The 25900-nt window shown below is 75.4% G+C and carries 22 protein-coding genes; 11 read left to right on the forward strand and 11 right to left on the reverse strand.

Annotated elements, in window-relative coordinates; translation table 11 throughout:
* Window positions 1-38 precede the first annotated feature (38 nt).
* Window positions 39-1208 (forward strand): glycosyltransferase, encoded by a 1170-nt coding sequence (locus ACIPAE_RS26350; protein ID WP_329373677.1) that lies wholly within the window; start codon window positions 39-41, stop codon window positions 1206-1208.
* A gap of 19 nt (window positions 1209-1227) precedes the next feature.
* Here ACIPAE_RS26350 and ACIPAE_RS26355 read toward each other — a convergent pair whose 3' ends face one another.
* Window positions 1228-2079 carry a hypothetical protein gene (locus ACIPAE_RS26355; protein ID WP_402448357.1) on the reverse strand — a complete coding sequence of 284 codons (852 nt, stop codon included), beginning with the start codon at window positions 2077-2079 and terminating at the stop codon, window positions 1228-1230.
* 487 nt (window positions 2080-2566) lie between these two features.
* Between ACIPAE_RS26355 and ACIPAE_RS26360 the strand changes: the two genes are divergently transcribed.
* The 5 genes from ACIPAE_RS26360 to ACIPAE_RS26380 all read left to right on the forward strand — a co-directional run bounded on the left by ACIPAE_RS26360 (window position 2567) and on the right by ACIPAE_RS26380 (window position 8329).
* Complete coding sequence (locus ACIPAE_RS26360) at window positions 2567-3154, forward strand: DUF6643 family protein (RefSeq protein ID WP_329362356.1); 588 nt, start codon at window positions 2567-2569, stop codon at window positions 3152-3154.
* 42 nt (window positions 3155-3196) lie between these two features.
* Entirely contained in the window at window positions 3197-4024 is an 828-nt protein-coding gene (locus tag ACIPAE_RS26365) for an MOSC domain-containing protein (RefSeq protein WP_402448359.1), read from the forward strand.
* Window positions 4025-4122: 98 nt separating this feature from the next.
* On the forward strand, window positions 4123-4701 hold the full coding sequence (locus tag ACIPAE_RS26370) for a hypothetical protein (protein WP_366410692.1): 579 nt from the start codon (window positions 4123-4125) through the stop codon (window positions 4699-4701).
* 117 nt (window positions 4702-4818) lie between these two features.
* Window positions 4819-7290 carry a right-handed parallel beta-helix repeat-containing protein gene (locus tag ACIPAE_RS26375; RefSeq protein WP_329362363.1) on the forward strand — a complete coding sequence of 824 codons (2472 nt, stop codon included), beginning with the start codon at window positions 4819-4821 and terminating at the stop codon, window positions 7288-7290.
* 202 nt (window positions 7291-7492) lie between these two features.
* On the forward strand, window positions 7493-8329 hold the full coding sequence (locus ACIPAE_RS26380) for a DeoR/GlpR family DNA-binding transcription regulator (protein WP_328472309.1): 837 nt from the start codon (window positions 7493-7495) through the stop codon (window positions 8327-8329).
* Window positions 8330-8374: 45 nt separating this feature from the next.
* Here the strand turns inward: ACIPAE_RS26380 and ACIPAE_RS26385 are convergent, their stop codons facing one another.
* The 5 genes from ACIPAE_RS26385 to ACIPAE_RS26405 all read right to left on the reverse strand — a co-directional run bounded on the left by ACIPAE_RS26385 (window position 8375) and on the right by ACIPAE_RS26405 (window position 13514).
* Window positions 8375-8779 (reverse strand): hypothetical protein, encoded by a 405-nt coding sequence (locus ACIPAE_RS26385; RefSeq protein WP_402448362.1) that lies wholly within the window; start codon window positions 8777-8779, stop codon window positions 8375-8377.
* Window positions 8780-8972: 193 nt separating this feature from the next.
* Window positions 8973-10382 (reverse strand): hypothetical protein, encoded by a 1410-nt coding sequence (locus ACIPAE_RS26390; protein ID WP_329362368.1) that lies wholly within the window; start codon window positions 10380-10382, stop codon window positions 8973-8975.
* A 131-nt stretch (window positions 10383-10513) separates the two neighbouring features.
* Complete coding sequence (locus ACIPAE_RS26395) at window positions 10514-11311, reverse strand: cytochrome b/b6 domain-containing protein (RefSeq protein ID WP_402448364.1); 798 nt, start codon at window positions 11309-11311, stop codon at window positions 10514-10516.
* Window positions 11253-12038 (reverse strand): molybdopterin-dependent oxidoreductase, encoded by a 786-nt coding sequence (locus tag ACIPAE_RS26400; RefSeq protein ID WP_402448367.1) that lies wholly within the window; start codon window positions 12036-12038, stop codon window positions 11253-11255. Before ACIPAE_RS26400 ends, ACIPAE_RS26395 begins: the two co-directional genes overlap by 59 nt.
* A gap of 627 nt (window positions 12039-12665) precedes the next feature.
* Window positions 12666-13514, reverse strand: coding sequence for an alpha/beta fold hydrolase (locus ACIPAE_RS26405; RefSeq protein WP_402448369.1), 849 nt, complete (start codon window positions 13512-13514; stop codon window positions 12666-12668).
* Window positions 13515-13660: 146 nt separating this feature from the next.
* On the opposite strand from ACIPAE_RS26405, the gene ACIPAE_RS26410 reads away from it, so the two are divergent.
* Both ACIPAE_RS26410 and ACIPAE_RS26415 read left to right on the forward strand, forming a co-directional pair.
* A complete protein-coding gene (locus tag ACIPAE_RS26410) occupies window positions 13661-15001 on the forward strand; it encodes a PLP-dependent aminotransferase family protein (RefSeq protein WP_402448372.1) in 1341 nt (446 codons plus the stop codon).
* Window positions 15002-15242: 241 nt separating this feature from the next.
* Window positions 15243-15749: an ATP-binding protein gene (locus tag ACIPAE_RS26415; RefSeq protein ID WP_329373681.1), complete on the forward strand. Its 507-nt coding sequence runs from the start codon at window positions 15243-15245 to the stop codon at window positions 15747-15749.
* Window positions 15750-16037: 288 nt separating this feature from the next.
* On the opposite strand, the gene ACIPAE_RS26420 is transcribed toward ACIPAE_RS26415, so the two are convergent.
* From ACIPAE_RS26420 to ACIPAE_RS26430, 3 genes are all read right to left on the reverse strand, one after another.
* Entirely contained in the window at window positions 16038-18572 is a 2535-nt protein-coding gene (locus ACIPAE_RS26420; protein WP_402448505.1) for an ABC transporter permease, read from the reverse strand.
* 80 nt (window positions 18573-18652) lie between these two features.
* Entirely contained in the window at window positions 18653-19465 is an 813-nt protein-coding gene (locus tag ACIPAE_RS26425; protein ID WP_329362375.1) for an ABC transporter ATP-binding protein, read from the reverse strand.
* Entirely contained in the window at window positions 19462-19797 is a 336-nt protein-coding gene (locus ACIPAE_RS26430; protein ID WP_402448375.1) for an SHOCT domain-containing protein, read from the reverse strand. The genes ACIPAE_RS26425 and ACIPAE_RS26430 overlap by 4 nt, the downstream gene beginning before the upstream one ends.
* 221 nt (window positions 19798-20018) lie before the next feature.
* Here ACIPAE_RS26430 and ACIPAE_RS26435 point away from each other — a divergent pair, with 221 nt between their 5' ends.
* Window positions 20019-20930 carry a DUF2797 domain-containing protein gene (locus ACIPAE_RS26435; protein ID WP_402448377.1) on the forward strand — a complete coding sequence of 304 codons (912 nt, stop codon included), beginning with the start codon at window positions 20019-20021 and terminating at the stop codon, window positions 20928-20930.
* Window positions 20931-21008: 78 nt separating this feature from the next.
* On the opposite strand, the gene ACIPAE_RS26440 is transcribed toward ACIPAE_RS26435, so the two are convergent.
* The gene (locus ACIPAE_RS26440) at window positions 21009-22493 is read right to left on the reverse strand and encodes an MFS transporter (RefSeq protein ID WP_402448380.1); all 1485 of its coding nucleotides are present in this window, start codon (window positions 22491-22493) and stop codon (window positions 21009-21011) included.
* 126 nt (window positions 22494-22619) lie between these two features.
* Here ACIPAE_RS26440 and ACIPAE_RS26445 point away from each other — a divergent pair, with 126 nt between their 5' ends.
* Together ACIPAE_RS26445 and ACIPAE_RS26450 are read left to right on the forward strand one after the other, a co-directional pair.
* A complete protein-coding gene (locus tag ACIPAE_RS26445) occupies window positions 22620-23153 on the forward strand; it encodes a helix-turn-helix domain-containing protein (protein ID WP_366410682.1) in 534 nt (177 codons plus the stop codon).
* Window positions 23154-23218: 65 nt separating this feature from the next.
* Window positions 23219-24253, forward strand: coding sequence for an NUDIX hydrolase (locus ACIPAE_RS26450; RefSeq protein WP_329362385.1), 1035 nt, complete (start codon window positions 23219-23221; stop codon window positions 24251-24253).
* 224 nt (window positions 24254-24477) lie between these two features.
* Here ACIPAE_RS26450 and ACIPAE_RS26455 read toward each other — a convergent pair whose 3' ends face one another.
* Window positions 24478-25851, reverse strand: a complete 1374-nt coding sequence (locus ACIPAE_RS26455) for a dipeptidase (RefSeq protein ID WP_329362387.1) — start codon at window positions 25849-25851, stop codon at window positions 24478-24480.
* Window positions 25852-25900 lie beyond the last annotated feature (49 nt).

Raw genomic sequence — 25900 nt, forward strand, 5'->3', positions numbered from 1 at the left:
GGCGCGACGCCGTACGGCACACTGCGGGGGTGAGCGTGATGACCGGGGTCGCAGGGGTGTCGTTGGTGGCGTGGGCGTGGTTGCTGGTAGGGCAGGGAGGGTTCTGGCGGACGGACGTGCGGCTGCCGCGTGGCGGCGGGGGCGAAGCGGTGAAGGCGTGGCCGGACGTGGCGGTGGTGGTGCCCGCGCGCGACGAGGCCGAGGTGATCGGGCGGAGCCTGGCCTCGCTGCTGGCGCAGGAGTACCCGGGCCGGGCCGAGGTCTTCCTCGTGGACGACGGAAGCACGGACGGGACCGGCGAGCTGGCACGGGAGTTGGGCGAGCGACCGGGCTCGCTGCCGCTGACCGTGACCTCGCCGGGCGAGCCGCCCCAGGGGTGGACCGGCAAGCTGTGGGCGGTCCGGCACGGGATGGCGCTGGCCCGGGAGCGTACGGGCGCGGAGTACTTCCTGCTGACGGACGCGGACATCGCGCACCGCGAGGGCAGCCTGCGGGCCCTGGTGGAGGCCGCGGTCGGCAACGACCTGGACATGGTCTCGCAGATGGCCCGGCTGCGGGTGGAGACCGGCTGGGAGCGGCTGATCGTCCCGGCGTTCGTGTACTTCTTCGCGCAGCTCTACCCGTTCCGCTGGATCAACCGCCCGGGCGGCCGTACGGCGGCCGCGGCCGGCGGGTGCGTGCTGCTGCGGGCGTCCGCGGCGGAGGCCGCCGACGTGCCGGACGCGATCCGGCAGTCGGTGATCGACGACGTGGCGCTGGCCCGGGCGGTGAAGCGTTCGGGCGGCCGGATCTGGCTGGGGCTGGCCGAGCGCGTCGACAGCGTGCGCCCGTACCCGGATCTGGCCGAGCTGTGGCGGATGGTGGCGCGCAGCGCGTACGCCCAGTTGCGGCACAACCCGCTGGTGCTGCTGGGCACGGTGCTGGGGCTCGCGCTGATCTACCTGGTGCCGCCGGTCGCGGCGATCGGCGGGGCGCTCGCGGGCGCGTGGCCGCTGTGCGTGCTGGGCGCGGCGGCGTGGGCGGTGATGGCGGGGACGTACCTGCCGATGCTGCGGTACTACGGGCAGCCGTGGGCGCTGGCCCCGCTGCTGCCGTACACCGCGGCGCTGTACCTGCTGATGACGGTGGACTCGGCGGTGGAGCACTACCGCGGCCGGGGCGCGGCGTGGAAGGGCCGCACCTACGCGAAGCCCGACGCGACGGTGTGATCCGCGGCGTCCCCCGGGCTCAGCCGGGCCCGGGGGTCCAGCGCAGGCCCCACCCGTAGGCGTAGTCGACCATCCGCTGCGGGCTCAGGCCGGCGCGGGGCGCGAGGTAGCGGGCCTCGCGGCGGACGAGCAGGTGCGGGCCGTCGCGGACGAGCAGGGCGAGCGCGCAGGCGGTGGCGGGCGCGGTGCGGGGGCCGAGCGGGATACGGATGCCGGCGCCGTGTGCGGAGTCCAGGATCAGGGAACCGTTCAGGCCGCGCAGATCGTGGTCGTCGGTGTGGGCACTGACGAAGAGCAGGACGCGGCGGAAGGCGGCGCCGTGGTCGAGGTCGAAGGCGACGTGGTCGCCGCGGTGCCGGTCGGTGCCGAGCCGCAGGAACGGCGGCCGGTCCAGGGCGCCGTGGCCGCCGCCGAGGGCCTGGACGACCCCGCGGCTGCCGTCGGTGAGTTCGAACAGGGCGCACAGGTCGATGCCGGCCGGGACGGGGGTGCCGGGGGCCGCGGGCTGCCAGGCGGGGGTGGCGCGCAGGATGCCGCGGGTGGCGCCCTGGAGGGTGAGCGACGAGGTGGGCGCGTCCTCGGTGAGCGTCACGGCGGTGGGGCGGGCGCCGGCGGGGCGCAGGAGGGCGCGGAAGTGCCAGCGGTCGTCGTAGTGGCAGCACTCCCCCACCACGTAGTCGCCGCGCGCTCCGGTATCGGTATCGGCGTCGGTGGGGCCCGCGCACTCCATGTCGGCGAGCCCGACGGCGGGTTCGGCGCCCGGGACGCCGACGGCGAGCAGCCGTATCCGGCCCGCGGCGGGTGCCCGGCCGGGTGCGCGCAGCACGATCCGCACCGTCTGCCCGGGTTCGGCGAGGATCGCGAGGTCCACCGAAAGGATGGTGCCGCGGTCCGCCACGGTGACGCCGGGTCCGGTCTCCCCGGGGGACGGCGGGGCCGCCGGGTCCGGCCGGTCCGGCGAGGACGACGGCGCACCGGAGCGAACCGGCGGCAGCACCCCGAGCACGCCCGGCCCGCCGCCGGACCGACCGCCGGTCCCGCCCGATCCGCCCGATCCGGTCCCCCCGCGGTCCCCGCCGGCCCCCGGTTCGTACCGGAACCGTAGGACCGCCCCCGCCGGAAGCTCCACGCTCTCCCCTGCGCGCAGCGTCATTGACACCCTCTCAGCACCCTCGTCCACGGCGTGCCGACCCCCGGGTTACGCACATGACACGCGCCTTTTACCTGATCACATCCTGAGATGGTGACCGTTTTTCGGGGGTTCGCTCATATTGGTGACCTGAGGTCACTCCCTGCACGCAAAACAACCATCCAATCGGTCTCCCCAACGACCACATCGTGGGCTTAACTTATGGCTCATGACCACCCCCCGCGGTTCGTACGGTGGCGGCTACGGCAGCTACTACCCTTCGTCTGCGTCCTTCCCGGACACCCCGATCTACGACAGCCTCGTGGCCGAGCGCGGCACCCCGCAGATCGCCCCCATCCGCGTGCCCGCGCCGTACCCCTCGTACGAGTCCGGCGGCTACAACTCCTTTGGCAGTAGCGGGAATCTGCCCGCACTGCCGGCCGCGCTCCCCGCGCTGCCGGCCGGCCCTTCGGCGCCGATGGGACAGATGGGCCAGCAGCACCAGCCGCACCCCCAGCCGGTGCAGAACGGCTACCAGGGCGGCGGCTACCAGCCGCAGCCCGCGCCCTACGTCCCGCAGCAGTCCGCGGCGCCGCGCCAGGGGTACGGCAACGGGTACAACACCAATGGCGCCGGCTACCCTGCGCAGCCGCCGCAGCCCTCGCCCTCCGGGTACCAGACGGCCCGCCCCGCACCGCCGCGGCCGATGACGCCGCGGCAGGGGCCCGCCGGGCACCCCGAGGAGAACTACCAGCGCCGCAACCTCGGTCTCGGGGTCCCGCCGGCGCAGCCTGGAGGCGGGTACTACCAGGGCTGACCTCCCGACGAGCGGCGCCCGGCCCGGTGGCACGATGGTCATATGACCATGCCCAAAGTCAGCGCGTCGCACGTCTACCCGGTCAAGTCGCTGCGTGCGACCAGCACGCCGGCAGCGGTCGTGGAGCCGTGGGGGCTCGCGGGGGACCGCCGCTGGATGCTGGTCGACGCCGATACCGGCAAGGCCGTCACGCAGCGAGAGGACGCGCGGCTGGCGCTGATCGGCGCCGTCCTCGACGAGCGCGGCGGGCTGCGGCTGACCGCGCCCGGCCGGCAGCCGCTCGACGTCGCGGTGCCGCCGCCCGGGCCGCTGGAGACCGTCCGGATCTTCTCCGGCACGCTCGAGGTACGGCCCGCCGACGAGACCGCGAGCGCCTGGTGCAGCGCCTACCTCGGCATGCCGGTACGGCTGGTCCACCTCGACCGGCCCGAGTCGCGCAGGCCGATCGACCCCGAGTACGCGCGGCCGGGCGAGACGGTCAGCCTCGCCGACGGCTTCCCGCTGCTGGTCACCACCACCGCGTCGCTCGACGCGCTCAACGCGCTGATCGCCGCCGGCGACCGCGCGGACGAGGGCCCGCTGCCCATGAACCGGTTCCGCCCGAACGCCGTCGTGGACGGCACCGAGGCATGGGCCGAGGACGGCTGGCGGCGGGTGCGGATCGGCGAGGTGGTCTTCCGGGTGCCCAAGCCCTGCGGGCGGTGCGTGATCACCACGACCGACCAGGGCACCGGCGTACGCGGCCGGGAGCCGCTGCGCACCCTGGGCCGGCACCGCAACATCAACAGCCAACTCGTTTTCGGCCAGAATCTCGTGCCCGAGACATCAGGAACCCTGCACGTCGGCGATCCGTTGACGGTGGTGGAGTGATGTTTCCACGCACCCCGTCCGCGCCCCGGCGGACGGAGCAGGCATGAACCGCGCCGGTTGCGGTAGGTAGTTGATGGGTGTGAAGGGGGTGGCCGTCGATGAGGGGTCGCACAAGAGTCACCAGGCCGGGCTGGCGCTGGCGGCGCAATCCACTGCGCCGGCGCACGGACGTGGTGGAGACGTGGCTCGCGCTGCTCTTCGCCGTCCTGCTCTGCGCGTCGCCGCTGTTCGGCTGGTGGGCGGATCGGTCGGTCGGCCGCGCCCTGCGGCATGAGGTGGCCACCGAGCACTCCGAGCGGAGCCTGGTGACGGCGTCGCTGGCCCGCTCCAAACCGTCCGGTGCGAAGACGCACCCCGCCGAGCAGCTGCGCTGGACCGGCCCCGACGGCACGTCGCACACCGCCTCCGTCTCCTCCGACGTCGAGGTGGTGCAGCAGGGCCGGATCAAGATCTGGACGGACCACGAGGGCCGGCTGGTGCCGCCGCCGCTGGACTCCGCCACGGCGGCCACCCACGCGGTGCTGGCCGGCGTCGCGGCCGGATCGGCCGCGGTCGGACTGCTGGTGATATCCCGCCAGTTGCTGATGTGGCGTCTGATGCTGCGCCGGCTGGACTCCTGGGAGCGCGAATGGGCCCGGGTGGGCCAGGATTGGGGCCGCGCGGGCGCCGGCGGCTGACCGTCCGGCGGCTCCTTCCGGCGTCCGGCGGCCCGCCGCGCGTCACCAGCATGCCTCCGCTCGCGCTACGGTTGATCCCCGGTCGGCCGACGCAAGAGGTGGGGGCTGAGCAGCCCGATGGCACATGGCGTGGTGCAGGTGACCAATCCGAGCAGTTCTCGGTGGCGCCGCCGCACAGGTGAGTACGAGACCCTCGCCGCCGCGCTGGAAGCGGCGAGTGACGGCGACGTGCTCTCGGTGGGTCCCGGTACCTACCGGGAGAACCTGCTGGTGGACAGCGCGGTGACGCTGCGCTGCGCGGACGGGCCCGGCACCGTGCGGCTCGCGCCGGCCTCGGGGGTCGCGCTGACCCTGCGCGGCGCCGCCGTCGTGCAGGACCTGCTGGTCGAGTGCCAGGACGTCACCTCGGCCGCGCTGCTGGTCGAGGCGGGCGCCCCGGAGCTGTCGGGGGTGCGGATCAACACCCGCTCGGCGGTCGGCCTGGAGGTGCGCGACGGCGCCCGGCCGACGGTGCGCCGCTGCACCGTGGACAACCCGGCCGGTCTCGGCGTGAGCGTCCTGGACGGCGCGGGCGGCCTGTTCGAGGAGTGCGAGGTGATCGCCGCCGGGCAGAACGGCTTCGCGGTCCGCGGCGGCGCGTCCCCCCGGCTGGAGCGCTGCCGTATCCACCACGCCTCCGGCGCGGGGGTGTCGGTCACCGGTGAGGGCAGCTCGCTGGAGGCGGTGAGCTGCGAGGTGTTCGAAGTACGCGGCACCGGCGTGCAGTTGTCCGCGCGCGGCAGCGGGCAGTTCACCGACTGCCAGGTGCACCGCACCACGGGCGACGGCATCACCCTCGACACCGACGCGGTGCTGGCGATGGCCGACTGCGACCTGCACGACATCCCGGAGAACGCCGTCGACCTGCGGGCCCGTTCGGTGCTGACGCTCACCCGCTGCACGGTGCGCGGCTTCGGCCGCAACGGCCTGTCGGTGTGGGACCCGGGCACCCGCGTGGACGCCAACCAGTGCGAGATACATGACAGCACCGGCGACTATCCGGCGGTGTGGGTGAGCGACGGCGCGGTGGCCATACTGGACTCCTGCCGCGTGCACGACGTGCCGGACGCGCTGTTCGTGCTGGACCGCGGTTCGCGCGCGGACGTGGTGGACAGCGACTTCGCGCAGATCCGGAACACCGCGGTGTCGGTGAGCGACGGCGCCAGCGTGCAGCTGGACGACTGCCGGATCAAGGAGGCGGCCACCGGTGCGTGGTTCCGCGACCACGGCAGCGGCGGCACCCTCTCCCAGGTCACCATCGACGACACCGCGACCGGCGTGATCGTCACCAAGGGCGCCGACCCGGCGCTGGAGCGCTGCACGGTCACGAACCCCGCCGAGGCGGGCGTGTACGTGTCGGCGGGCGGCCGCGGCACGTTCAACGGGTGCCGGGTGATCGGCAGTCGGGGCTTCGGCTTCCACGTCATCGACGGCTGCCGGTCCCACCTGACCCGCTGCCGCACCGAGCGGTGCGCCCGCGGCGGGTACGAGTTCTCCGAGCCGGGCCCGGTCACCGAGGACTGCACCAGCGACCGGGCCGCCACCGACGACATGCCCGAGCCGGTGCCGACCGCGACCGGCGGCGTGCTGGGCACGGCGGCCCCGGCCGGCACGTCCGCCGCCCCCGGCACGCCCGCCCGGCAGCAGAGCCCCGGCACGCAGTCGTACGGCCTGCTGGGCGGCGTCCCCGCGCAGCGGCCGGCCGAGCAGCAGCAGGAGCCGCAGGTGCGGGTGACCGCGCGGGAAAGCGATGCCGTCCTCGGCGACCTGGACGCGCTGGTCGGCCTGGACGGCGTCAAGCGCGAGGTGCGCACCCTGATAGACCTGATCTCGGTCGGCCGGCGCCGTGAGAAGGCCGGGCTCAAGGCGCCCTCGCCCCGCCGCCACCTGGTCTTCACCGGCTCCCCCGGCACCGGCAAGACCACCGTGGCGCGGCTGTACGGCGAGATCCTGGCCTCGCTCGGCGTGCTGGAGCGCGGGCACCTGGTCGAGGTCGCCCGCGTCGACCTGGTCGGCGAGCACATCGGCTCGACCGCGATCCGCACCCAGGAGGCGTTCGACCGGGCGCGCGGCGGGGTGCTCTTCATCGACGAGGCGTACGCCCTCGCGCCGGAGGACGCCGGCCGCGACTTCGGGCGCGAGGCGATCGACACGCTGGTCAAGCTCATGGAGGACCACCGCGAGGCGGTCGTGGTGATCGTGGCCGGCTACACCGCCGAGATGGAGCGGTTCCTCGCCTCCAACCCCGGTGTGGCGTCCCGCTTCTCACGCACCATCACCTTCGGCGATTACACCCCGGGGGAACTCCTCCAGATCGTGGAGGCGCAGGCCACCGAGCACGAGTACCGGCTCGGCGACGACGCCGCCGACGCCCTCATGAAGTACTTCACCGCGATCCCGAAGGGCCCCGCGTTCGGCAACGGCCGCACCGCGCGCCAGACCTTCGAGGGCATGGTCGAACGGCACGCGGTCCGCATGGCCCACGTCGAGGAACCGACTCACGACGAACTCCAGCTCCTCTACCCGGAGGACCTGCCCAACCTCAACTAGCGGCTGCTCGCGTCGAGGGGCCGAAGGATGCCTTCTCGGCGGAAGTGCCGCACGAACGCGGGGCCGCGGGGAGCGGCGCGGGCGACCCACCACCGCGGGGTGATCGCGGAACCGACGGTACGGACCACCCCGGGGGGTCAGGGGCGCCTAAGATAAGCGGTCGGTGCACTTGGACAACGACACGGACGGGACGGGGTCACGGGTGAGCGACAACCAGAACCTCCTCGCGGAGCAGCGGCGGGCCCTGATCCTGGACGAGGTCCGACGGCGCGGCGGGGTGCGGGTCAACGAGCTGACCCGGCGGCTGAACGTCTCCGACATGACCGTCCGCCGCGATCTCGACGCGCTGGCGCGGCAGGGCGTGGTGGAGAAGGTGCACGGCGGCGCGGTGCCGGTGGTCGAGCCGAGCAGCCACGAACCGGGGTTCGAGGCGAAGTCGGGCCTGGAGCTGGGCGCGAAGGAGGCGATCGCGCGGGAGGCCGCCGCCCTGGTCCCACCGGGCGCGGCCATCGCGCTGGCCGGCGGCACCACCGCGTACGCGCTGGCCCAGCAACTGCTGGAGGTGCCGGACCTGACCGTGGTGACCAACTCGGTGCGGGTCGCGGACGTCTTCCAGTCCGGTCAGCGGCTGGCCGGCGGCACGCACGGCTCGGCCGCGGCCACCGTGGTGATCACCGGCGGGATGCGCACGCTGTCCGAGACGCTGGTCGGGCCGGTCGCGGACCGGGCGATCCAGTCGCTCCACTTCGACCTGCTCTTCCTGGGCGTGCACGGCATCTCGGTGGAGGCGGGCCTGTCCACGCCGAACCTCGCGGAGGCCGAGACCAACCGCCAGTTCGTCCGCTCGGCGCGGCGGGTGGTGGTGATCGCCGACCACACCAAGTGGGGCACGGTCGGGCTGAGTTCGTTCGCCACCCTGGAGGACGTGGACACGCTCGTCACCGACGCGGGCATCCCCGAGGTGCTGCGCGAGGAGATCGCCGAGCACCTGTCGGACCTGATCGTCGCGGGCGACCCCGCGTCCCCCACCCTGACCTGACCGCTGCGGAGTCCCGCAGCCGCCGGCGCCGCCCGCGGCGGGGAATCAGCCCTTGCCGGTGACCAACGACCAGGCGTGGCTGGGCGACAGGACGATCAGCAGGATCACCACGAGCAGGACGACCGCGACCATCCCGCGCAGCCGGCCGCGGCGCAGCCTGCGCCGGTCGCTCTCGTCGGTGCGGCCGGTGCGCCAGGAGGTGTCGTCGGGTATCCGGGAGGCCGGCACGGCGGCGCCACCGCGCCTGCCGCGGCGCCGCTTGCTGCCCGGTGCGGCGGCGGCGCGCGCTTCCTGCTCCCGCAGCCGGCGGGCGACGATCCGGGCGCGCGCGGACGGCTCCTTGGGCGCGGAGGCGCGGATGTCGCGCTCGTTGTCGGAGAGGAACTGTTCCCACACCTCGTCCGGGATGGACGACTCCCCTTCCGGGGTGGGCGCGGAGTCTGTGGTCATCGGGCAGGCTCTCATCTCGTCCAGGACGGCCGGGGGTGAAGAGTCGTGCTCGGTGCCCCCCCAGGCGGTACGGCTTCGACCCACCAATATACGTTCGCCGGGCGCCCGGCGGCGTGGCTCCCCCGGCTTCCCGGAAAAAGCCGGTCATCGCCGGCCCGGCGCCGCTCGCCCGCCGGGCACCGCTCAGCGGTACTCAGCGGTACTCGGCCAGCCGGGGCCGGACTGCCAGCAGGGCCAGCAGCGCGGCGGCGCCCAGCGCCCCGGAGGGCAGCGCGGGCCAACCGGCCAGATCGCTCCGGGCGTCGGCGGCGTGCGCGGCGAAGTCGTCGAGCTGCTGCCCGGCGAGGTCGTCCAGGGTGGTCGCGAAGTCCCAGAAGTCGAAGGCGATGTCCCCGCGCCCGACCGTGGTGAGCAGCACGGCCGCCTGGTCGGTCTTCCCGTCGTTCGTCAGGCGGCGCAGCGTGGTGTCGTCGGCGCGGAAGCGGTGGTAGCGGGTGAGCACGTCCTCGTACGCCGGGCGTTCGCGCGCGGTGGCGTAGCCGTCGGGCGTCAGCAGGGTGTCGAGGCGCTTGGTCAGCGTGGTGAACAGGGCCGCGTCGCTCCGCCCGAGGTCGTCGCCCTGCACGAACCAGCGGCTCTCGGCGGCCGCGGCCTGCGCGGCCACGGCGCTCGCCTCGGCCAGCCGCGACCAGGGCCGCAACCCCTGGCGGTCGGCGGCGCCGGCGCCGCTCGCGCAGGAGGTCAGGGCGAGCACGCCGGCCAGGCACACCGCGAGCACCGCGGCGGTGCCGGCCACCAGCGGCGGGCTGAGCAACCGCCGGTAGTCGCGGGCCAGTTCGCGCTGCCACCAGAGCAGGAACAGCAGCGTGGCCAGGCCGAGCAGGCCCACCACGAGCGCCCAGCGCCGGGTGTCCGCGCGCACCCGGGCGGTGTCGTGGTCGGCCTGCAACTGGTAGTCCGCCGCGAGCTTGTCGGCGGTGGGCAGCAGCGTCCGGGTCATCACGGCGGCGGCCTGCGCGTTCATGGCGACGGTGACTGCCGGCGGGTGACCGGCGAGCCGGTCGGGCGCCTGCTCGTCGGCGTAGGACGCGCGGCCGCTCAGGTCGTCGTAGTGGCCCAGGCCGTCGAGGAGTTCGCCCACCAGGTCGCCGTGCGCGCCGTCGCCGCTGAGCCGTCGCAGCGCGTCGCTGACCTGGGCGCGCCGCTGCTGCGCGGTGATCAGGGCTTCGAGCTGGTTGCCGACGTACGTGCCGCTGCCGTCGGCCGACATGCCCGGCGCGAGGGTGTCGGCGTGCTGGGCGTCGAGGTCGGCCAGCGCGAACCTCAACTGGGTGGCGACGGCGGCCCGGTCGGAGACGGTGGTGCGCAGCCGCGCGGTGTCGCCGCGTACGGTCACCGCGCCGATCACGGCGGTGGCGCACAACGCGGCGAGCAGCAGCAGCGCCAGGGCGGCGCGGGCGCCCAGCCGACGCGGCCCGTTCAGCCGCAGCCGCACCCGCCGCCGCGCACGGTGGGGCTCGGGAGGGGCGGCGGGCGGCTCGGACCGCGCCTCGGACCCGGCCGGATCGGCGGCCCTCCGGCTCGTCAACTGCGACGTGGTCATACGGTGACGCTAGGTGCGGGCGGCGAAACCCCGGTGGCCCCGGGGCATCCGTGGAGTGTCCTGGCTGTAACGGAACCGAACCGGCCCTGGGGGAAGGGTTGTCGGCGGTTCGGCGGGCTACGGTGGCGCCGTCAGGGGGTGTCCGCGTCGTCGGTGCCGCGGGAGGTCGCACCGGGTGCGGGAGAGGCGGGGGCGGCGGGCGGCGGCGTGGGGGTCGGGGAGGATACGGAGGGCGCGGGCGGCCCGGGGGAAGCGGGCGCGGGCGGCCCGGTGTGCCACAGCGGGTGCTCCCGGCGCGCCCACCAGTGCGAGACCCTGCCGGTGCGCAGGCCGCGACGGGCTTCCGGGTCGCTGCTGGCCAGCCACACGTGCCCGGTGATGACGGCGGCGACCAGCAGCGCGAGCCAGTCGTGGACGAAGGTGGCGCCGGTCCGCCACAGCAGCGGGGTGAGCCGCGGGAACCACATGATCAGGCCGGTGCCCATCATGATCAGGATCGCGCCGACCGCGAACGCGGCGTAGAGCTTCTGACCGGCGTTGAACTTGCCCGCGTACCGCGAGTCGCGCCGGCGCCTGCGGGCGGCGATGCGCAGCCACGTCCAGTCGTGCGGGAAGAACCGGCCCAGCCGCCGGGTGTCGGCGCGGTAGGCGCGGGAGGCGAGGCCGAGCACGAGCGGCACGGGCAGCAGGATGCCGGACCACTCGTGCACGGTCACCACCAGCCGGCGGCGGCCCACGATCTCGGCGAGCGGCGGGAGGTAGAGGCACGCGGCGGTGAACACGCAGACGGCCATGAGGGTGTTGAGGGTGCGGTGCACCCAGGTCTCGGCGCGGGTGAAGCGCCGTACGGTCCCGGCCGGGGCCGGGCGGTCACGACGTCGGCGCGTCATGGCGGCCGTTGGACTTTCCGACCCATCCGTCGACGTCATATCCGTAGTGCTCCCAGTAGCCGCGTTCGACCTTCTCGGTGACGGTGATGCCCGACAGCCACTTCGCCGACTTGTAGAAGTACATCGGGGCCGCGTAGAGCCGGACCGGGCCGCCGTGCGCGGCGGTGACCGGCTTGTCGTCCATGGTGAGGGCCACCAGCATGTCGCTGCGCCGGGCCTGCGCGAGCGTGAGGCTCTCGGTGTAGACGCCGTCGAAGCAGGTGAAGTGGACGGCGCCGCCCGGGGACTTGACGCCGGCCGCGTCGAGCAGCGTGGACAGCCGCACCCCGGAGAACGCGGTCTTGGGCACCCGCCAGCCGGTGACGCACTGCACGTCCCGCACCAGCCGGGTCTGGGGCAGCGCCCGCAGGTCGGCGAGGCGGTACGACGCGGGCTTGTCCACCAGCCCGCCCACCGTCAGCCGGTAGTCGCTCTCGCCGCGGTGCGGGATGGAGTCGGAGACCGAGTAGAACCGGAAACCACCGCCGCCGGGCAGCAGTCCGGTCACCCCGGTCGGGTCCTTCGCGCTCACCGAGGCGAGGATCGAGTCGAGCCGGCCCTGCACGGCGCCGCCGACCCCCACGCCGACCGCGCCGAGCCCGAGCATGCCCAGCACGACCCGCCGCCCGACCGGTGCGCCGCGGCCCTCCTCCGCGCCGGGCTCGGCGCCGGGTTCCGTCCCCGTGCCGCCGTCCGCGGCGGCCTGGCCGGCGGTGTGGTTGTCCATACAGCGATTCGAGCACGCGCGACCGCCGAGAACCAGGGCCTGCGGCCGATGTCAGCGTTTCGTCATATCTCAGGGCTCGCGCCGCGCGCCCCACCTCGGGCACGAACAGACCCCGTGGCAAGCCCGACCCTGGGCACGGGCAGAGCGCGGGAGCGGGCGGGGGCGTGGGAGCGGGCAACGGGCAGGGGCGCGGACACGGGCACAGGCACAGGCGCGGGCACAGGCGCGGGCACAGGCGCGGGCGCGGGCGCGGGCAAGGGCACGAGCGGGACCGGAAGCTCAGCAGCGGTTACGGACACGGCCCCGTCCACGGCCGCGGGCGCGGCTGCGGGCCACGCTCCAGGCGTGGGGCCGAACTCCCTTACAGCGCGGGCCAGTTGACGTACGCCGTCGGCCCGGTCCGGCCTTCGGCAGGGAGGCACCCGCACATCACCACGCGGTCATGCGTCTCCCGGCCGCCAGGCCAGGGGAGATCGCCCTCTCACCAGGCGTACCCGGGCGGCTCCGCCGACGACGGGGGCGCTCCCCCCGCCTCACTGGAAGCCCCCCGCCCGGCAAAGGCAACGGGAGAGGTGCCATGCGGCGCACCGCCGACCGCCCACCTGTGGGCGCTTCCGGTCGCGGCCCCTACCGTTCCGCCACCGCCGTGAGCAGTTCCGACAGCGCGGCGTTGAACGCCTCGGGTTGTTCCAGGTTCGGCAGGTGGCCCGCGGCCTCCACGATCGCGAGCCGCGAGCCGGGGACATGTTCGTGCAGGAACCGCGCGTCCGAGACGGGGGTGAAGACGTCGTCGCGGCCGACGACCACCAGCGTCGGCACCGCGATCCGCGCCAGGCTCGGGGTGTAGTCGGGGCGTTCGGCCCGGCCGCGCAGCGCGGCGGCGGCGCCCTCGGGCGGCGCGGCGAGCATCATCCGCAGCACGTGCGCGGCGACGTCCGGCTGTTCGCGGACGGTCGCGGGGGCGACCATCGAGTCCAGCACGCCGTGCGCGTAGTGCGCCATGCCGTCGCGCTCCAGCGCCTCGGCGCGGGTGTACCGCTCCCGGCGGCCCGCGTCGGTCTCGCCCTGGGCGAAGGTGTCGGCGAGCACGAGTCCGGCGACGCGCCCGGGGAACAGCCGGTGGAACTCCAGCACGATCTGGCCGCCCATGGACAGCCCGCACAGCACGGCCCGGGGCACGCCGAGGGTGTCGAGCAGGGCGGCGAGGTCGCGGGCGAACACGTCGAGCCCGGTGCTGCCGGGCCGTACCGAACTCGCCCCGTAGCCGCGCAGATCGGGGACGATCACCCGGCGCCCCGCGCCGAACGCGGCGGTCTGCGGGTGCCACATGGTGCGGTCGAAGGGGTGGCCGTGGACCAGCAGCAGCGGGGCTGGCTCGGCGTGATCCGCGCGCTTCGCGGGCCCCTCGTGCGGGCCCCGGCCGTCGGCCGTGTCGTCGTAGCCGATCGTGATCCCGTTGACGATGACCGTACTCACCTGGGGTTTCTCCTCTGCTCCTCCGGTATGCCGATGCTAGGGAGATGGCAATCGCGAGGGCAATACACGGCATTGATCTCGGTGCAATAGGCTGCGGGCGGGCGGGCAAGCGGACGGGCTTCGACGGCGGATCGGGGGGAGGGCGCGTGCGGGACTTCCGGCGGGTGGCGGACGCGGTGGCCGCGCGGATCGCGTCGGGACAACTGCGGGCCGGGGACCGGCTGCCGACGCAGCGGGCGTTCGCACGGCGGCACGGCATCGCGGACTCCACGGCGGGCCGGGTCTACGCCGAACTGGTGCGGCGCGGGCTGGTGGTCGGCGAGGTCGGGCGCGGCACCTTCGTACGGGCCGCGCCGCCCGCCGCCGGACCCGCGCTCGCGGAGCCCGCGCGGCAGCGGGTCGACCTGGAGCTCAACTACCCGGTGGTGTCCGGGCAGTCGGAGTTGCTGGCCGCGGGTCTGGCCCGGTTGGCCCGGCCCGACGTGCTCGCGGCGGTGCTCGGCCCGGGTGGCGCGCGGGGCACCGGCGCGGCCCGCGAGGCGGTCGCCGCGCTGCTGGCCCGGCCGGGCTGGCAACCGGCCGCGGCGGACGTGCTGTTCGCCGGAAGCGGCCGCCAGGTCATCGCGGGCGCGCTCACCGCGCTCGTCCCGGTCGGCGGGCGGATCGGGGTGGAGGAGTTCACCTACCCCGTGGTCAAGGCGCTGGCCGCACGGCTGGGGCGCACGGTGGTGCCGCTGGCCTGCGACGCGGAGGGGCTGCGGCCGGACGCGCTGGTCGCCGCGCACCGCGAGGGGCCCCTGCACGCGGTGTACGCGCAGCCCACGCTGCACAACCCGCTCTCCCTGACGATGTCCGACCGCCGCAGGAGCGAGGTCGCCGACGCGCTGCGCCGCACCGGCACCGTGGCGGTGGAGGACGCGATCTGGTCGTTCCTGCGGCCGGACGCCCCACCGCCGCTGGCCGCGTACGCGCCGGAGCGGGTGGTGCTCGCCGACAGCCTCTCCAAGCGGCTCGCGCCCGGCCTGACCGCCGGGTTCGCGGTCGTCCCGGCCGGGTGCGCCGAGCGGGTGGCGGCGGCGCTGCGCTCGGGCGGGTGGGGCGTGAGCGGCTACGCCCTGGAGGCGCTGGCCGGGTGGGTCGGCGACGGCACCGTGTCCCGGCTGTCGGCGGCGAAACGGGCGGAGGCCGCGGTACGCCAGACGCTCGCCGCGGAGGTGCTGCACGGGTTCGCGGTGCGCGCCGACCCGTACTCCTGCTTCTGCTGGTGGGACCTGCCGGAGCCGTGGCGGGCCGACACGTTCGTGGCCGCGGCCGGGCGCCGGGGCATCGCGGTCACGCCCGCGGCCTCCTTCGCCGCCGGATCGCGCCGCGCCCCCGACGCGGTGCGGATCGGCCTTGCCTCTCCCCCGCGGGACGTCCTGCGCACCGCGCTGGCCACCCTCGCGGACCTCGCCCGCACGCTGCCGGAGGACTCGGCGCCGGAGTAGCCCCGCGGCGTCCCCCGGAACCGCCTCCGGACCCCGGATCAGGAACCGCTCGCCGCCGCGATAAACGCGCCGTAAGACTCCGAGTTGCGGCAACCCCCGCAACGGGTGAACCTGATTACGCATCACGGAGTACTGCAGCAGTCACTCTACGCATTCCCGCTCAAGTGTTCCCATCGGAGCGGTGAAGCCCGGCCCCCGTACGGGAGCCGGCCCCACCGCGGAGGGAGTCGCAGCCGTGATCATGCAATCCGACCAGACCGACCCAGCCATGCGCGAGTGCGCACTCGAACTCGAAGCGCACCCCTACCGCATCCAGCAGATCCGCCGCATCGTCTCCGCCCAGCTGCGCTACTGGCGGGTGGAACCCCTCGTCGACGCGGCCTCCACCGGCATCAGCGAGCTGCTGGCGAACGTCCACCGCCACGCGAGGCCCGACAAGCAGTGCGCGGTGAAGATGACCCTGGTGCCGGACCGCCTGACGGTGGCCGTCGCCGACCACGACACGCGGCTGCCGCACCTCCAGCCGATGGAGCCGACCGCGACCACCGGCCGCGGCCTGGCGATGGTCGAGGCGATGTGCGACGGCTGGGGCACCGACCTGCTGCCCGACGAGACCGGCAAGGTGGTGTGGTTCGTGCTGCGCACGCCCACCCAGCAGCCGAAGCTCGTCCCGCTGCGGACCGCCGCGGTACCGCTGGAGGAGACCGTCCCCGAGGAGCGTGTCGCGGTCGCGGTCTCGGTCGCCTGACCGCCTCTCGGACCGCCGTCGGACCCCGTGTCCGACACCGCGCCTGACGCGGACCGCGCGCACGCGCGCAGAGCGCAGGCGTACGCCGTAGATGTGAGCGCCGGACCGGCCGCCGCCTCCCGTGATTGGGAGGAGGCGGCCGGTCCGGCATCCGGAGGCCCAGCGGACGGGTCTGCCGTCTCCGGCCGCCCGCACGGGACTTGGCCCCGCGCCGGGCCACGCCCCGCACCGGGCCACGCCCCCACCGGACCACGCCCCGCGCGGGACTCCGCTCCCCCGCGCGGGGCTTCACTCCGCCGCGATCGCCCGCAGCACGTCCAGGCGGGCCGCCCGGCGGGCCGGGCGCCAGCCGGCCAGGACCCCGGCCGCGACGCCGACCAGCACGACCACCGCGAGCTGCGCCGGCGGCAGCGTGAACGCGCTGATCCCGTCGCCGTCGGCGGCCCGTACCAGCGCCCAGCCGAGGAACGCGCCGAGCCCGAGCCCGCCCGCGGTGCCGAACGCGGCGACCACCACCGACTCCCAGCGCACCATGGCCCGCAGCTGGCCGCGGGTCTGGCCGACCGCGCGCAACAGGCCCAGCTCGCGGGTGCGTTCGTGCACCGCGAGGGTGAGGGTGTTGGCGATGCCGAGCAGGGCGATCAGCACCGCGAGTGCCAGCAGGGCGTAGATCAGGGTGAGGAAGGTGTCGATGCCGGCGGCCGACGACGCGGCGTACTCGCTCTTCGTCTGCACGTCGGGCGAGCCGAAGGGCACCACCGCCTTCTGTACGGCGGCCTTGCCCGCGGCCGTGGACACGCCGTCCTTGAAGCCGATCGCGACGAGGGTGTCCTTGTCCTGGATGTGGTGGGGCGCCCAGGCGGCGCGGGTGATCAGGTAGTCGCCCGCGAGGTCGGCCCGGTCGTAGACGGCGCCGACGGTGAACGGCAGCCGCTGCCCGTCCGCGAAGCCGACCGTGATGCTGCTGCCGGGGCGCCAGCCGTGCCGCTTCGCCTCGTCCTTCGCGACCGCGATCCCGTGCGTGCCCAGGCCCGCCAGGGAGCCGCGGACCGTGCCGAGGTCGAGCAGCCGGGAGAGCGCGACCGGGTCGGTGACCGTCAACTGCCGCCCGGCGCCGTCGATCTCGCCGACCCCGCGGCCGAGTCCGACCGACGCGCCGACCTGCGGCAGCGCGGCCACGGTGGGGGCGATCCGCGGGCTGAGGCCGGCGCCGCCCGCGCCGTAGACCTGCGCGCTGATCGCGACGTCACCGGCGAAGGAGCGGTCGACGGTCCGGTGCATCGTGGTCTTCATCGACGCGCCGAGCACCGTGAACAGCGACACCACCGCCACTCCGATCATCAGCGCGGTCGCGGTGGCCGCCGTCCGCTTGGGGCTGCGCAGCGCGTTACGCCGGGCGAGCGTGCCGCTCACCCCGCGCAGCCGGCCGAGCGGCGCGCCGAGCACCCGCACCGCGAGCGAGGAGGCGACCGGGCCGAGCACCACGAACGCGGCCAGGGTCAGCGCGGCACCCGCCGCGGCCGGCGGCAGCGTCGGGCCGGCCACACCGGCCACGGTCAGCGCGACCCCGGCCACCGCCATGGCCGCTCCGGTCACGGCCCGCCGCCGGGACCCGCCCGAGGTGTCGACGGCGCTCTCCCGCAGCGCCGCCAGCGGCGCGGTCCGGCCGGCCCGCAGCGCGGGCAGCAGCGCCGATCCGACGCAGACCGCCAGCCCGACCGCGAGCGGCACCGCCATCGACAGCGCGTGGATCACCAGGCCGCCGCCGGGGAAGGGGAACCCGACCGCGGGGAAGAGCGCCTGCAGGCCGGCCGCGATGCCGATGCCGCCGAGCAGGCCCGCCGCCGAGGAGACCACGGCGACGGCGGTGGCCTCGGCGAGCGTGGCCGCCAGCACCTGGCGGCGACTGGCGCCGAGTGCCCGCAACAGGGCGTTCTCCCGGGTCCGCTGGGCCACGACGATCGCGAAGGTGTTGTGGATGCTGAACGTCGCCACGAGCAGCGCGATGCCCGCGAAGACCACCAGCAGGCTGGTGAAGAGGGTCAGGAACGTGCCCGCGGTGGCGTCCTCGGTCTCGTCGCCGGCCTGCTTGCCGGTGATCGCCTGGTACCGCGCCGGCAGCGCCGCGCCGACCCGGTCGGTCAGCTCTCGCTGGCCGATCCCCGGTCCGGCCCTGACCTTGATGGCGCTCGCCTCACCGGGTCGGGGCATCAGGTAGCGCTCGGCGTCGGACCGGGTCAGCCCGGTGAAGGTGGTCTGGCCCTCGCCGCTCTGGCCGCCGAAGGTGGCGATGCCCACGATCGTGATCGGCACCGGGTCGGGCGTGCGCAGCAGCGTGTGGTCGCCGACCTTCAGCTTCGCCTGGTCGGCCGCGCCGCGGTTGATCACCGCCTCGCCGGGGCGGCTCGGCGCGCGGCCCTGGACCAGCCGGTAGGGGTTGAGCTTCGGGTCGGCGATCCAGTTGCCCGCGTTGGTGGGGCCCTTGGTCTGCAGGGTCCTTCCGTCGTGGGCGACGATCTCGCCGGCGCCCTCGATGTCGGGCTCGGCCGCCGCGACACCGGGCACCTTCCGGATGGTGGCGATCAGGTCGGTCGGCACCGGCGGGCGGGTGCCCACCCCCCGGCCCGCCTTGATCTGCTCCGCGCCGCGTACGACGGTGCCGGTTCCGCTGTCGGCGTCGGCGAACAGCGCGCCGAAACTCGCCCGCAGGGTGTCCCCCATGACCATGGTGCCGGCCAGGAACGCGACGCCCAGGAAGACGGCGACGAAGGTCCCGGCGAAGCGCCGCTTGTGGGCGCGCAGACCGGCCAGGCCGAGGCGCAGCGCCGTACGGTTCGCGCCGCCGCCGCTGCCGGCCGCGCCCGCCGGGGTCGACGCTGTCGCTCCCGTCGTCGTCGGGTCGGTCACGGTGTGCCCCCGCTCGGGGCGAGGGCACCGCCGGTGCGGGTGTCGAACGCCTTCATCCGGTCGAGCACCCGCTCGGCGGTGGGCCCGGTCATCCGGTCCACCAGGCGGCCGTCGGCGAGGAAGACCACCTCGTCGGCGTGCGCGGCCGCGTTCGGGTCGTGGGTGACCATGACGACCGTGCGGTCCATCGCGTGCACGGCCCGGCCGAGCAGGTCGAGCACCTCGCCGCCGGACCGGGAGTCCAGGTTGCCGGTGGGCTCGTCGGCGAACACCACGTCGGGCCGGCCGGCCAGCGCGCGGGCCACCGCGACCCGTTGCTGCTGGCCGCCGGACAGCTCGCTCGGCCGGTGCGCCAGCCGCCCGCCGAGGCCGACGACGTCGATGAGCGCGTCCACCCACTCCCGGTCGGGCCGCTGCCCGGCCAGGTCCGTCGGCAGCGTGATGTTCTCGGCGACGGTCAATGTCGGCACCAGGTTGAAGGACTGGAAGACGAAGCCGATCCGCTCGCGGCGCAGCAGCGTCAACTGCCGGTCCCCGAGCGTGCCCAGCTCGGTCTCCCCGATGTACGCCGTGCCCGAGCTGAGCGTGTCGAGCCCGGCCGCGCAGTGCATCAGCGTGGACTTCCCCGAGCCCGACGGGCCCATGATCGCGGTGAAGCGCCCGGCGGGGAACGCGACCGTCACCCCGTCGAGCGCCCGCACCTGGGCGTCGCCCGTGCCGTACACCTTGGTGGCGGCGGCGACCCGGGCGGCCGCGACGCCGCCCGGGGCGGCCACGTCACCGGGGGCGGCGCCGGCCACCGGACTCACGCCGCACCGCCCTTGCCACCGGGCCGGCCACCGCCCGCGGTGCCGCGCGGGTCCCTGGCGAAGTGCTCCTCCAGGACGGACATCCGCCGCCAGTACTCCTCCTCGTCGATCTCGCCGGAGGCGAACCTGCGCCCGAGCACCGCCATCGGCGAGTGCTCGCCGCCGACGCCGCCGCGCGGCTGGTACTGCCACGGCCCGCCGCCGCCCCAGCCGCGCCGCCATCCGACCCGCCGCAGCGTCGTGACCACCACGGCGACCACGGCGACCCACACCAGCGGGAAGAACAGAATCCACGGGCCGGGCCCGCCGTCATGCCACGCCAACGTGTCCATCGTTCGTCATCTCCTCGATCGGTGCCGGACCCTCTGGCCGGTCCGTCGTCCGGCTGTTCCGACACCACCGAGCCTGGTCCGCGCCCACCCCCCGCGTCGTCGTCCGGCCAGCGACACCTCCGCTGCTCCCCGGGCAGTACCCGGCGGCCCGCGGCCTGCTCCCCGCCCCCCGCGCGGCCGGGCCCGGCACGTTGTCGGTGGGTCCGCCTACGGTGGACGCCATGTGGCGGAGCACGGGTATGCGCTGGCGGGAGGAGGGGGCGCGCTGGATGTGGTGGCACCCCTCGCACGGAGTACGCGCGAGCCCGCTGGAGCTCGGCGCCCCGCTCCACCTCGCGCTGGACGGCTCCGCGGTCCGGCGCTGCGCGGGCGTGTGGCGCGCGGCCCGCAACACCCCGTGCCCGTACGCCGCCGAACTCCCGCCGGGCGCGCGGCGCGACCGGTGCGAGGCGTGCGCGGCGCTGGACCGTACGTCGTCGGTCGCCGCGGACACCGTGCCGGACGACGGGCAGCCGTACCGCGTGTACCTGGCGTACTTCGGGCCGGGCCTGCACAAGGTCGGCATCACCGCAGCCGCCCGCGGACGGCTGCGGCTGCTGGAGCAGGCCGCGGTGTGCTTCACCTTCCTCGGCGAGGGCCCGCTGATGGCGGCCCGCCGGACGGAATCGGTGCTGGGCGCCGCCCTCGACCTGCCCGACCGGATGCTCGACCCGGCCAAGCGCGCGGCCCGGCACCGCCTGCCGGGACCGGCGGTCCGCGCCGCCGAACTGGCCGCCCTGCACGCGCGGGTGACGGAGCTGCGCGGCGCGCTGCCGGAGTCGCTGGCCCCGGCCGCCCTGCGCTGCGTGGACCACGCCGAGGTGTTCGGGCTCAGCGCCCAGCCGCCGCCTCCTGCCCCGGTCGCCGAGGTCACCGCGCTGCTGCCCGGCCGCGCCCTGGCCGGCACGGTGCGCGCGATCGCGGGCCACGACGTGTACCTCGACACGGCCGACGGCCCGCTGCTGTTCGACGCCCGCCTGGCCGCGGGATGGCCGCTGCGCCGCCCCGCCCCCGGCGAGGACCTCTCCGCCGCCCGCCCCGCCCCGACCGCGCCCCTGCGCCCTCGACAACCGGAGCCGGAGCCGCTGTTCTGAGCGCCCGGCGGCGAGCGGCGGTCCCCTGGTCGGCCGGTCGCCGGCAGGGCCCGTCGCGCGGCCGACCCGCCTCCGGCGTCACCGCCCGGGCCGCTCCCGCCCGGCCAGCAGGACCACCGCGGCCCCGGCGGCGCAGATCGCCGCGCTGACCAGGAACCCGCGGTTCGCGCCGGCGGCCAGTGCGGCCGCCGGGGTGCGCCCGTGCGCGGCGCTCGCCACCGACACCGTCAGGGCCAGCCCCAGCGCGGAACCGACGTACCGCGCGGTGTTGTTCGCACCGGAGCCCATGGCGCTGCGGTCGGCCGGAACGCTGGAGACGGCGAGCCGGGCCAGTGCCGCGTTGAGGACGCCGCCGCCGATTCCGGCGACCGCGAGGCCCGGCACGAGGTGGCCGTAGGAGCCGCCGGCCCGCAGGCCGTACAGCGCGGCCTGGCCGGCCCCGGACAGCAGCAGGCCGAGCGCGACCTGGGCGGCGGCGCCGATCCGGCCGGCCAGGTGGCGGGCGAAGAGCGCGGTGACCGCGGACACCCCGGCCCAGACGATGAACAGCAGGCTCGCGGCGAGCGGGCTCATGCCGAGGACGAGTTCGAGTTCGGTCGGCAGGTAGCTGAACAGTCCCACGACGGCCAGCCCGGTGCTGAACGCGCCGGCGCCCGCGGCCAGGAAGGCGCGGCTGCGCCACAGCGCGGGATCGAGCATCGGCTCGCCCACCCGCCGCTCGACGGCGCCGAAGAGCGCGAGAAGCGCCGACCCGGCGGCGAGCGGCACCAGGACCGCGGCCCGCGTCCAGCCGCCGCGGCCCTCGCCGAACGCCGCGACCAGGCAGGCGATCCCGGCGCCGAGCACGAGCGCGCCGCTCAGGTCGAGGCCGCGGGCCCGCTCGGCCCGCGACTCCGGCACGGAGCGGGTCGCCACGGCGGTGACCGCGGCGAGCACGGCCAGGCCCCAGTACAGCGAGCGCCAACCCCAGACCTGCGTGAGCAGCGCGGCGTAGGCCGGGCCGAGCGCGATGCCGGCGCCGAGGGTGGCGCCGAAGAAGCCGAGCGCGCGCACCCGGTGCGGCCCGGCGGGGTGGGTCTGGGCGATCAGGCCGAGACCGGACGCGAGCACGGCGGCACTGGCGGCGCCCTGGAGTATCCGGCCGGTCAGGAACAGCGCCGTGTCGGGAGCGGCGGCCGACAGCACGCTGGCCAGGACCAGCAGGACGGCGCCCGCGCCGAACACCCGCCGCCGGCCGCGGGCGTCGGCGGCCGACCCGGCGGTGAGCAGCAGCGCGGCGAGCCCGACCGGGGTCCCGGTGAACATCCAGGTCTGGGCGACCGGCCCGGCGTGCAGGCCGCCGGCGGTGGCGGCGAGCGTGCTGGCCGGCGCGGTGAAGGCCATCAGCGTCACCAGGGTGCCGAGCCCGACGGTCAGCAGCGTGGCGACGGCCCCTGGCGCGCGCTCCGCCCCGGCCGCGTCCGTACCGGCCCTTTCCGCGCCGCTCGCCGCGGTGTCCTCCACCCCCGCTCCCGCACCCGGCACGGGTGGCACCTCGGCGCTGTGTGCGGCCTGAACGTCCATACGGGGCTCCTCCGTCGAGGGCTGCCGACCCACCCGAACAGGTAGGTCTGGTGAATGAACTCACGAGCGGGACGGCAGCCTAGCAGCCTGAGTCTGTTCACCGAACCGAGCAGTACCCTGTCCCCCATGGCCCTCGGCACCGACTACGCCCAGCAGGACTGCTCCCTCGCCCGCGCCCTGGAGGTCGTCGGCGAGCGCTGGAGCCTGCTGATCCTCCGGGACGCCTTCTACGGCGTGCGCCGGTTCAACGACTTCCTGGTCCACCTCGACATCCCGCGCGCCGTGCTCACCACCCGGCTCGCCGCCCTCACCGAGGCGGGCGTCCTGAGCCGGGTCGCCTACCAGCAGTCCCCGCGGCGCCACGACTACGTGCTGACCGACGCCGGCCTCGAACTGTGGCCCGTCGTGCACGGCCTGGCGCTGTGGGGCGGACGGCACGCCACCCCGGGCGGCCCGTCGCGCACCTTCCACCACGCGCGGTGCGGCACCCGGCTCGACGCCGGCGGCGGCTGCCCGCCGTGCGCGGTGCAGCCGGTGCCGCCGCAGGACGTGGAGATGCGCTCGCACTTCGGTCCGGAGGGCCCCGGCCGGGACGACCCGGTCTCCGCGGTGCTCGCCGGCCGGTGGCGGCTGCTGCGGCCGGTACGTGCCACCACGTGACCGGGTGCGTTTGCCGGTGCCGATGATCCGGGCAATTCGTAGGGGTCAACGGAGAAGGGGGCACCGTGATCATCTGGGTGAACGGGGCGTTCGGCGCCGGCAAGTCCAGCGCGGCACGCGAGATGCTGGACCTGGTACCGGAGAGCACCCTGTACGACCCCGAGGCGCTCGGCGGCTGCCTGCGCCAGCTACTGCCGGAGAAGCGGCTCCAGGAGGTCACCGACTACCAGGAACTGGCGATCTGGCGGCGGCTGGTGGTGGAGACCGCCGCCGCCCTGCTCGCCGAGGTCGGCGGTGTGCTCGTCACACCGATGACGCTGCTGCGCCAGGAGCACCGGGACGAGATATTCGGCGGGCTGGCGGCCCGGGGCATCGAGGTGAAACATGTGCTGCTCGACCCGGGAGAAACGATCCTGCGCGCGCGGATCGCCGCCCGGGCCGACGCTCCCGACGACCCCGGGGCCGACGACGCCGCCCGGCGCTGGGCACTGGACCGTATCGCCGACTACACCGCGGCCCTGCCGTGGCTCACCGGCGACGCGCACGTGGTCGGCACCGGCGGGCTCGACCCGCGGCAGACGGCGGTGGCGGTCACCGAGGCGGTCGGCCGCGGCCAGGGCGTCTGCGGGATCATCCAGACGCCCGAGCCGCGCGCGGAGACGGTGGCCGCCGGGGTGCTGCTCTTCGACGACGCCGACCGGGTGCTGCTGGTCGACCCGACCTACAAGCCGGGTTGGGAGTTCCCCGGCGGCATCGTGGAGCGCGGCGAGTCGCCGGCCCGGGCCGGCTACCGCGAGGTCGCCGAGGAGTTGGGCATCGAACTGACCGGCGGGCTCGAACTGCTCGTCGTGGACTGGGAACCGCCGCACCCGCCGGGTCACGGCGGTCTGCGGCTGCTCTTCGACGGCGGCCGGATGCCCTCCGCGGACATCGGCCGGCTGCTGCTGCCCGACGCCGAACTGCGCGGCTGGCGCTTCGTCACCGAGGACGAGGCAGCCGGGCTGCTGCCCCCGGTCCGGCTGGACCGGCTGCGCTGGGCGCTGCGGGCGCGGGAGCAGGGCCGCGCCCTCAACCTGGAGGCCGGGCACCCCGCGCCGTGACCCGTCCGCGGACCCGTCCAGCGGGGCGTCGGACGCGCGCCGGCCGACGCCCCCGCCCGTTCCCCCGGCCTCGGCCCGGACCACTCCTCCGGCCGGGCCGCTCCCAGTCCGGGCCGCTCCCAGTCCGGGCCGCTCCCAGTCCGGGGCCGACATCCCGGCCCCGGACGGTTCCCCGACCCCGGACGGCTTCCCGGCCCCGGATTACTCCCCGGACTGCTCCCCGGTCAGACTCCCTGGCCGGCCGAGTGCGCCGCCGCGTACCGGCGCAGGAACAGCGCCTCGGTCAGCGCCATCCGCTCCAACTCCTCCGGCGAGACGCTCTCGTTGACCGCGTGGATCTGCGCCTCGGGCTCGCTCAGCCCGATCAGCAGGATCTCGGCGCTCGGGTACAGGGTGGCGAGGGTGTTGCACAGCGGGATCGAGCCGCCCTGCCCCACCACCGCCATCTCCTGGCCGTACGCCTCCCGCATCGCCTCGGCCATCGAGGCGTACGCCGGGCTGCCGGTGTCCGCGGCGAACGGCTGGCCGCTGCCGCGCCGGGTCACCTCGACCTTCGCGCCCCACGGCGCGGCCGCCCGCAGGTGGGCCTCCAGCACCTCGGCGGCCTTGGCCGCGTCGACGCCCGGCGGCACCCGGACGCTCACCAGGGCGCCCGCCTCGGCCTGCACCGACGGGGTGGCGCCGACCACGGGCGGCGCGTCGATGCCCAGCACGGTCACCGCCGGCCGGGCCCACAGCCGGTCCGCGACGGCGCCGCCGCCGACCAGTTCCACCCCGTCGAGCACCTTGGCGTCGCGGCGGAAGTCGGCCTCCTCGTACGCCAGTCCCGACCACTCGCCGGAGCTGTCCAGGCCGTCGACGGTGGTGGCGCCGGACGCGTCGCGCAGCGTGGCGAGCATCTGGATCAGCGCGGCCAGCGCGTCGGGGGCGGCGCCGCCGAACTGCCCGGAGTGCAGGTTCCCCGCGAGGGTCGCCACCCGGACCTCGGTCAGCACCATGCCGCGCAGCGAGGAGGTGACCGTCGGCAGGCCGACCCGGAAGTTGCCGGTGTCGCCGATCACGATGGCGTCGGCGGTCAGCAGGTCGGGGTGGGCTTCGGCGTACCGCTCCAGGCCGCCGGTGCCCTGCTCCTCGGAACCCTCCACGATCACCTTGACGTTCAGCGGCACGCCGCCGTGCTCGCGCAGCGCCCGCAGCGCGGTCAGGTGCATCACCAGGCCGCCCTTGCAGTCGGCCGCGCCGCGCCCGTACCACCGGCCGTCCCGTTCGGTCAGCTCGAACGGCGGGGAGAGCCAGGCCGATTCGTCCAGCGGCGGCTGGACGTCGTAGTGCGCGTAGAGCAGCACCGTCGGCGCGGCGGCCGGGCCGGGCAGCACTCCGTAGACCGACTGGGTGCCGTCGGGCGTGTCGAGCAGCGCCACTTCCTCGAAGCCCTCCTCCCGCAGCGCCGCCACGATCCAGGCCGCCGCTTTCTGCGACTCGCCGCGGGGGAACTGCCGCTCGTCGGCCACCGACGCGAACGACACCAGCTCGGCCAGTTCGGTCCTGGCGCGGGGGATCAGCGACGCGACGGTCTCGGACAGCGGGACTGACGACATGAATGCTCCTGGTAGGGACGGACGAGGCCGACACGACGGCGACGAAAGC

This window comes from Streptomyces sp. NPDC087270, assembly GCF_044744625.1.
Taxonomy (GTDB): Bacteria; Actinomycetota; Actinomycetes; order Streptomycetales; family Streptomycetaceae; genus Actinacidiphila.

Bases quoted from the DNA above. Each gene is read 5' to 3' on its own strand.
- ACIPAE_RS26350 (WP_329373677.1), top strand. From the start codon at position 39: ATGACCGGGGTCGCAGGGGTGTCGTTGGTGGCGTGGGCGTGGTTGCTG.
- ACIPAE_RS26360 (WP_329362356.1), top strand. From the start codon at position 2,567: ATGACCACCCCCCGCGGTTCGTACGGTGGCGGCTACGGCAGCTACTAC.
- ACIPAE_RS26365 (WP_402448359.1), top strand. From the start codon at position 3,197: ATGACCATGCCCAAAGTCAGCGCGTCGCACGTCTACCCGGTCAAGTCG.
- ACIPAE_RS26370 (WP_366410692.1), top strand. From the start codon at position 4,123: ATGAGGGGTCGCACAAGAGTCACCAGGCCGGGCTGGCGCTGGCGGCGC.
- ACIPAE_RS26375 (WP_329362363.1), top strand. From the start codon at position 4,819: ATGGCACATGGCGTGGTGCAGGTGACCAATCCGAGCAGTTCTCGGTGG.
- ACIPAE_RS26385 (WP_402448362.1), bottom strand. From the start codon at position 8,779: ATGACCACAGACTCCGCGCCCACCCCGGAAGGGGAGTCGTCCATCCCG.
- ACIPAE_RS26390 (WP_329362368.1), bottom strand. From the start codon at position 10,382: ATGACCACGTCGCAGTTGACGAGCCGGAGGGCCGCCGATCCGGCCGGG.
- ACIPAE_RS26395 (WP_402448364.1), bottom strand. From the start codon at position 11,311: ATGACGTCGACGGATGGGTCGGAAAGTCCAACGGCCGCCATGACGCGC.
- ACIPAE_RS26400 (WP_402448367.1), bottom strand. From the start codon at position 12,038: ATGGACAACCACACCGCCGGCCAGGCCGCCGCGGACGGCGGCACGGGG.
- ACIPAE_RS26415 (WP_329373681.1), top strand. From the start codon at position 15,243: ATGCAATCCGACCAGACCGACCCAGCCATGCGCGAGTGCGCACTCGAA.
- ACIPAE_RS26430 (WP_402448375.1), bottom strand. From the start codon at position 19,797: ATGGACACGTTGGCGTGGCATGACGGCGGGCCCGGCCCGTGGATTCTG.
- ACIPAE_RS26435 (WP_402448377.1), top strand. From the start codon at position 20,019: ATGTGGCGGAGCACGGGTATGCGCTGGCGGGAGGAGGGGGCGCGCTGG.
- ACIPAE_RS26440 (WP_402448380.1), bottom strand. From the start codon at position 22,493: ATGGACGTTCAGGCCGCACACAGCGCCGAGGTGCCACCCGTGCCGGGT.
- ACIPAE_RS26445 (WP_366410682.1), top strand. From the start codon at position 22,620: ATGGCCCTCGGCACCGACTACGCCCAGCAGGACTGCTCCCTCGCCCGC.
- ACIPAE_RS26455 (WP_329362387.1), bottom strand. From the start codon at position 25,851: ATGTCGTCAGTCCCGCTGTCCGAGACCGTCGCGTCGCTGATCCCCCGC.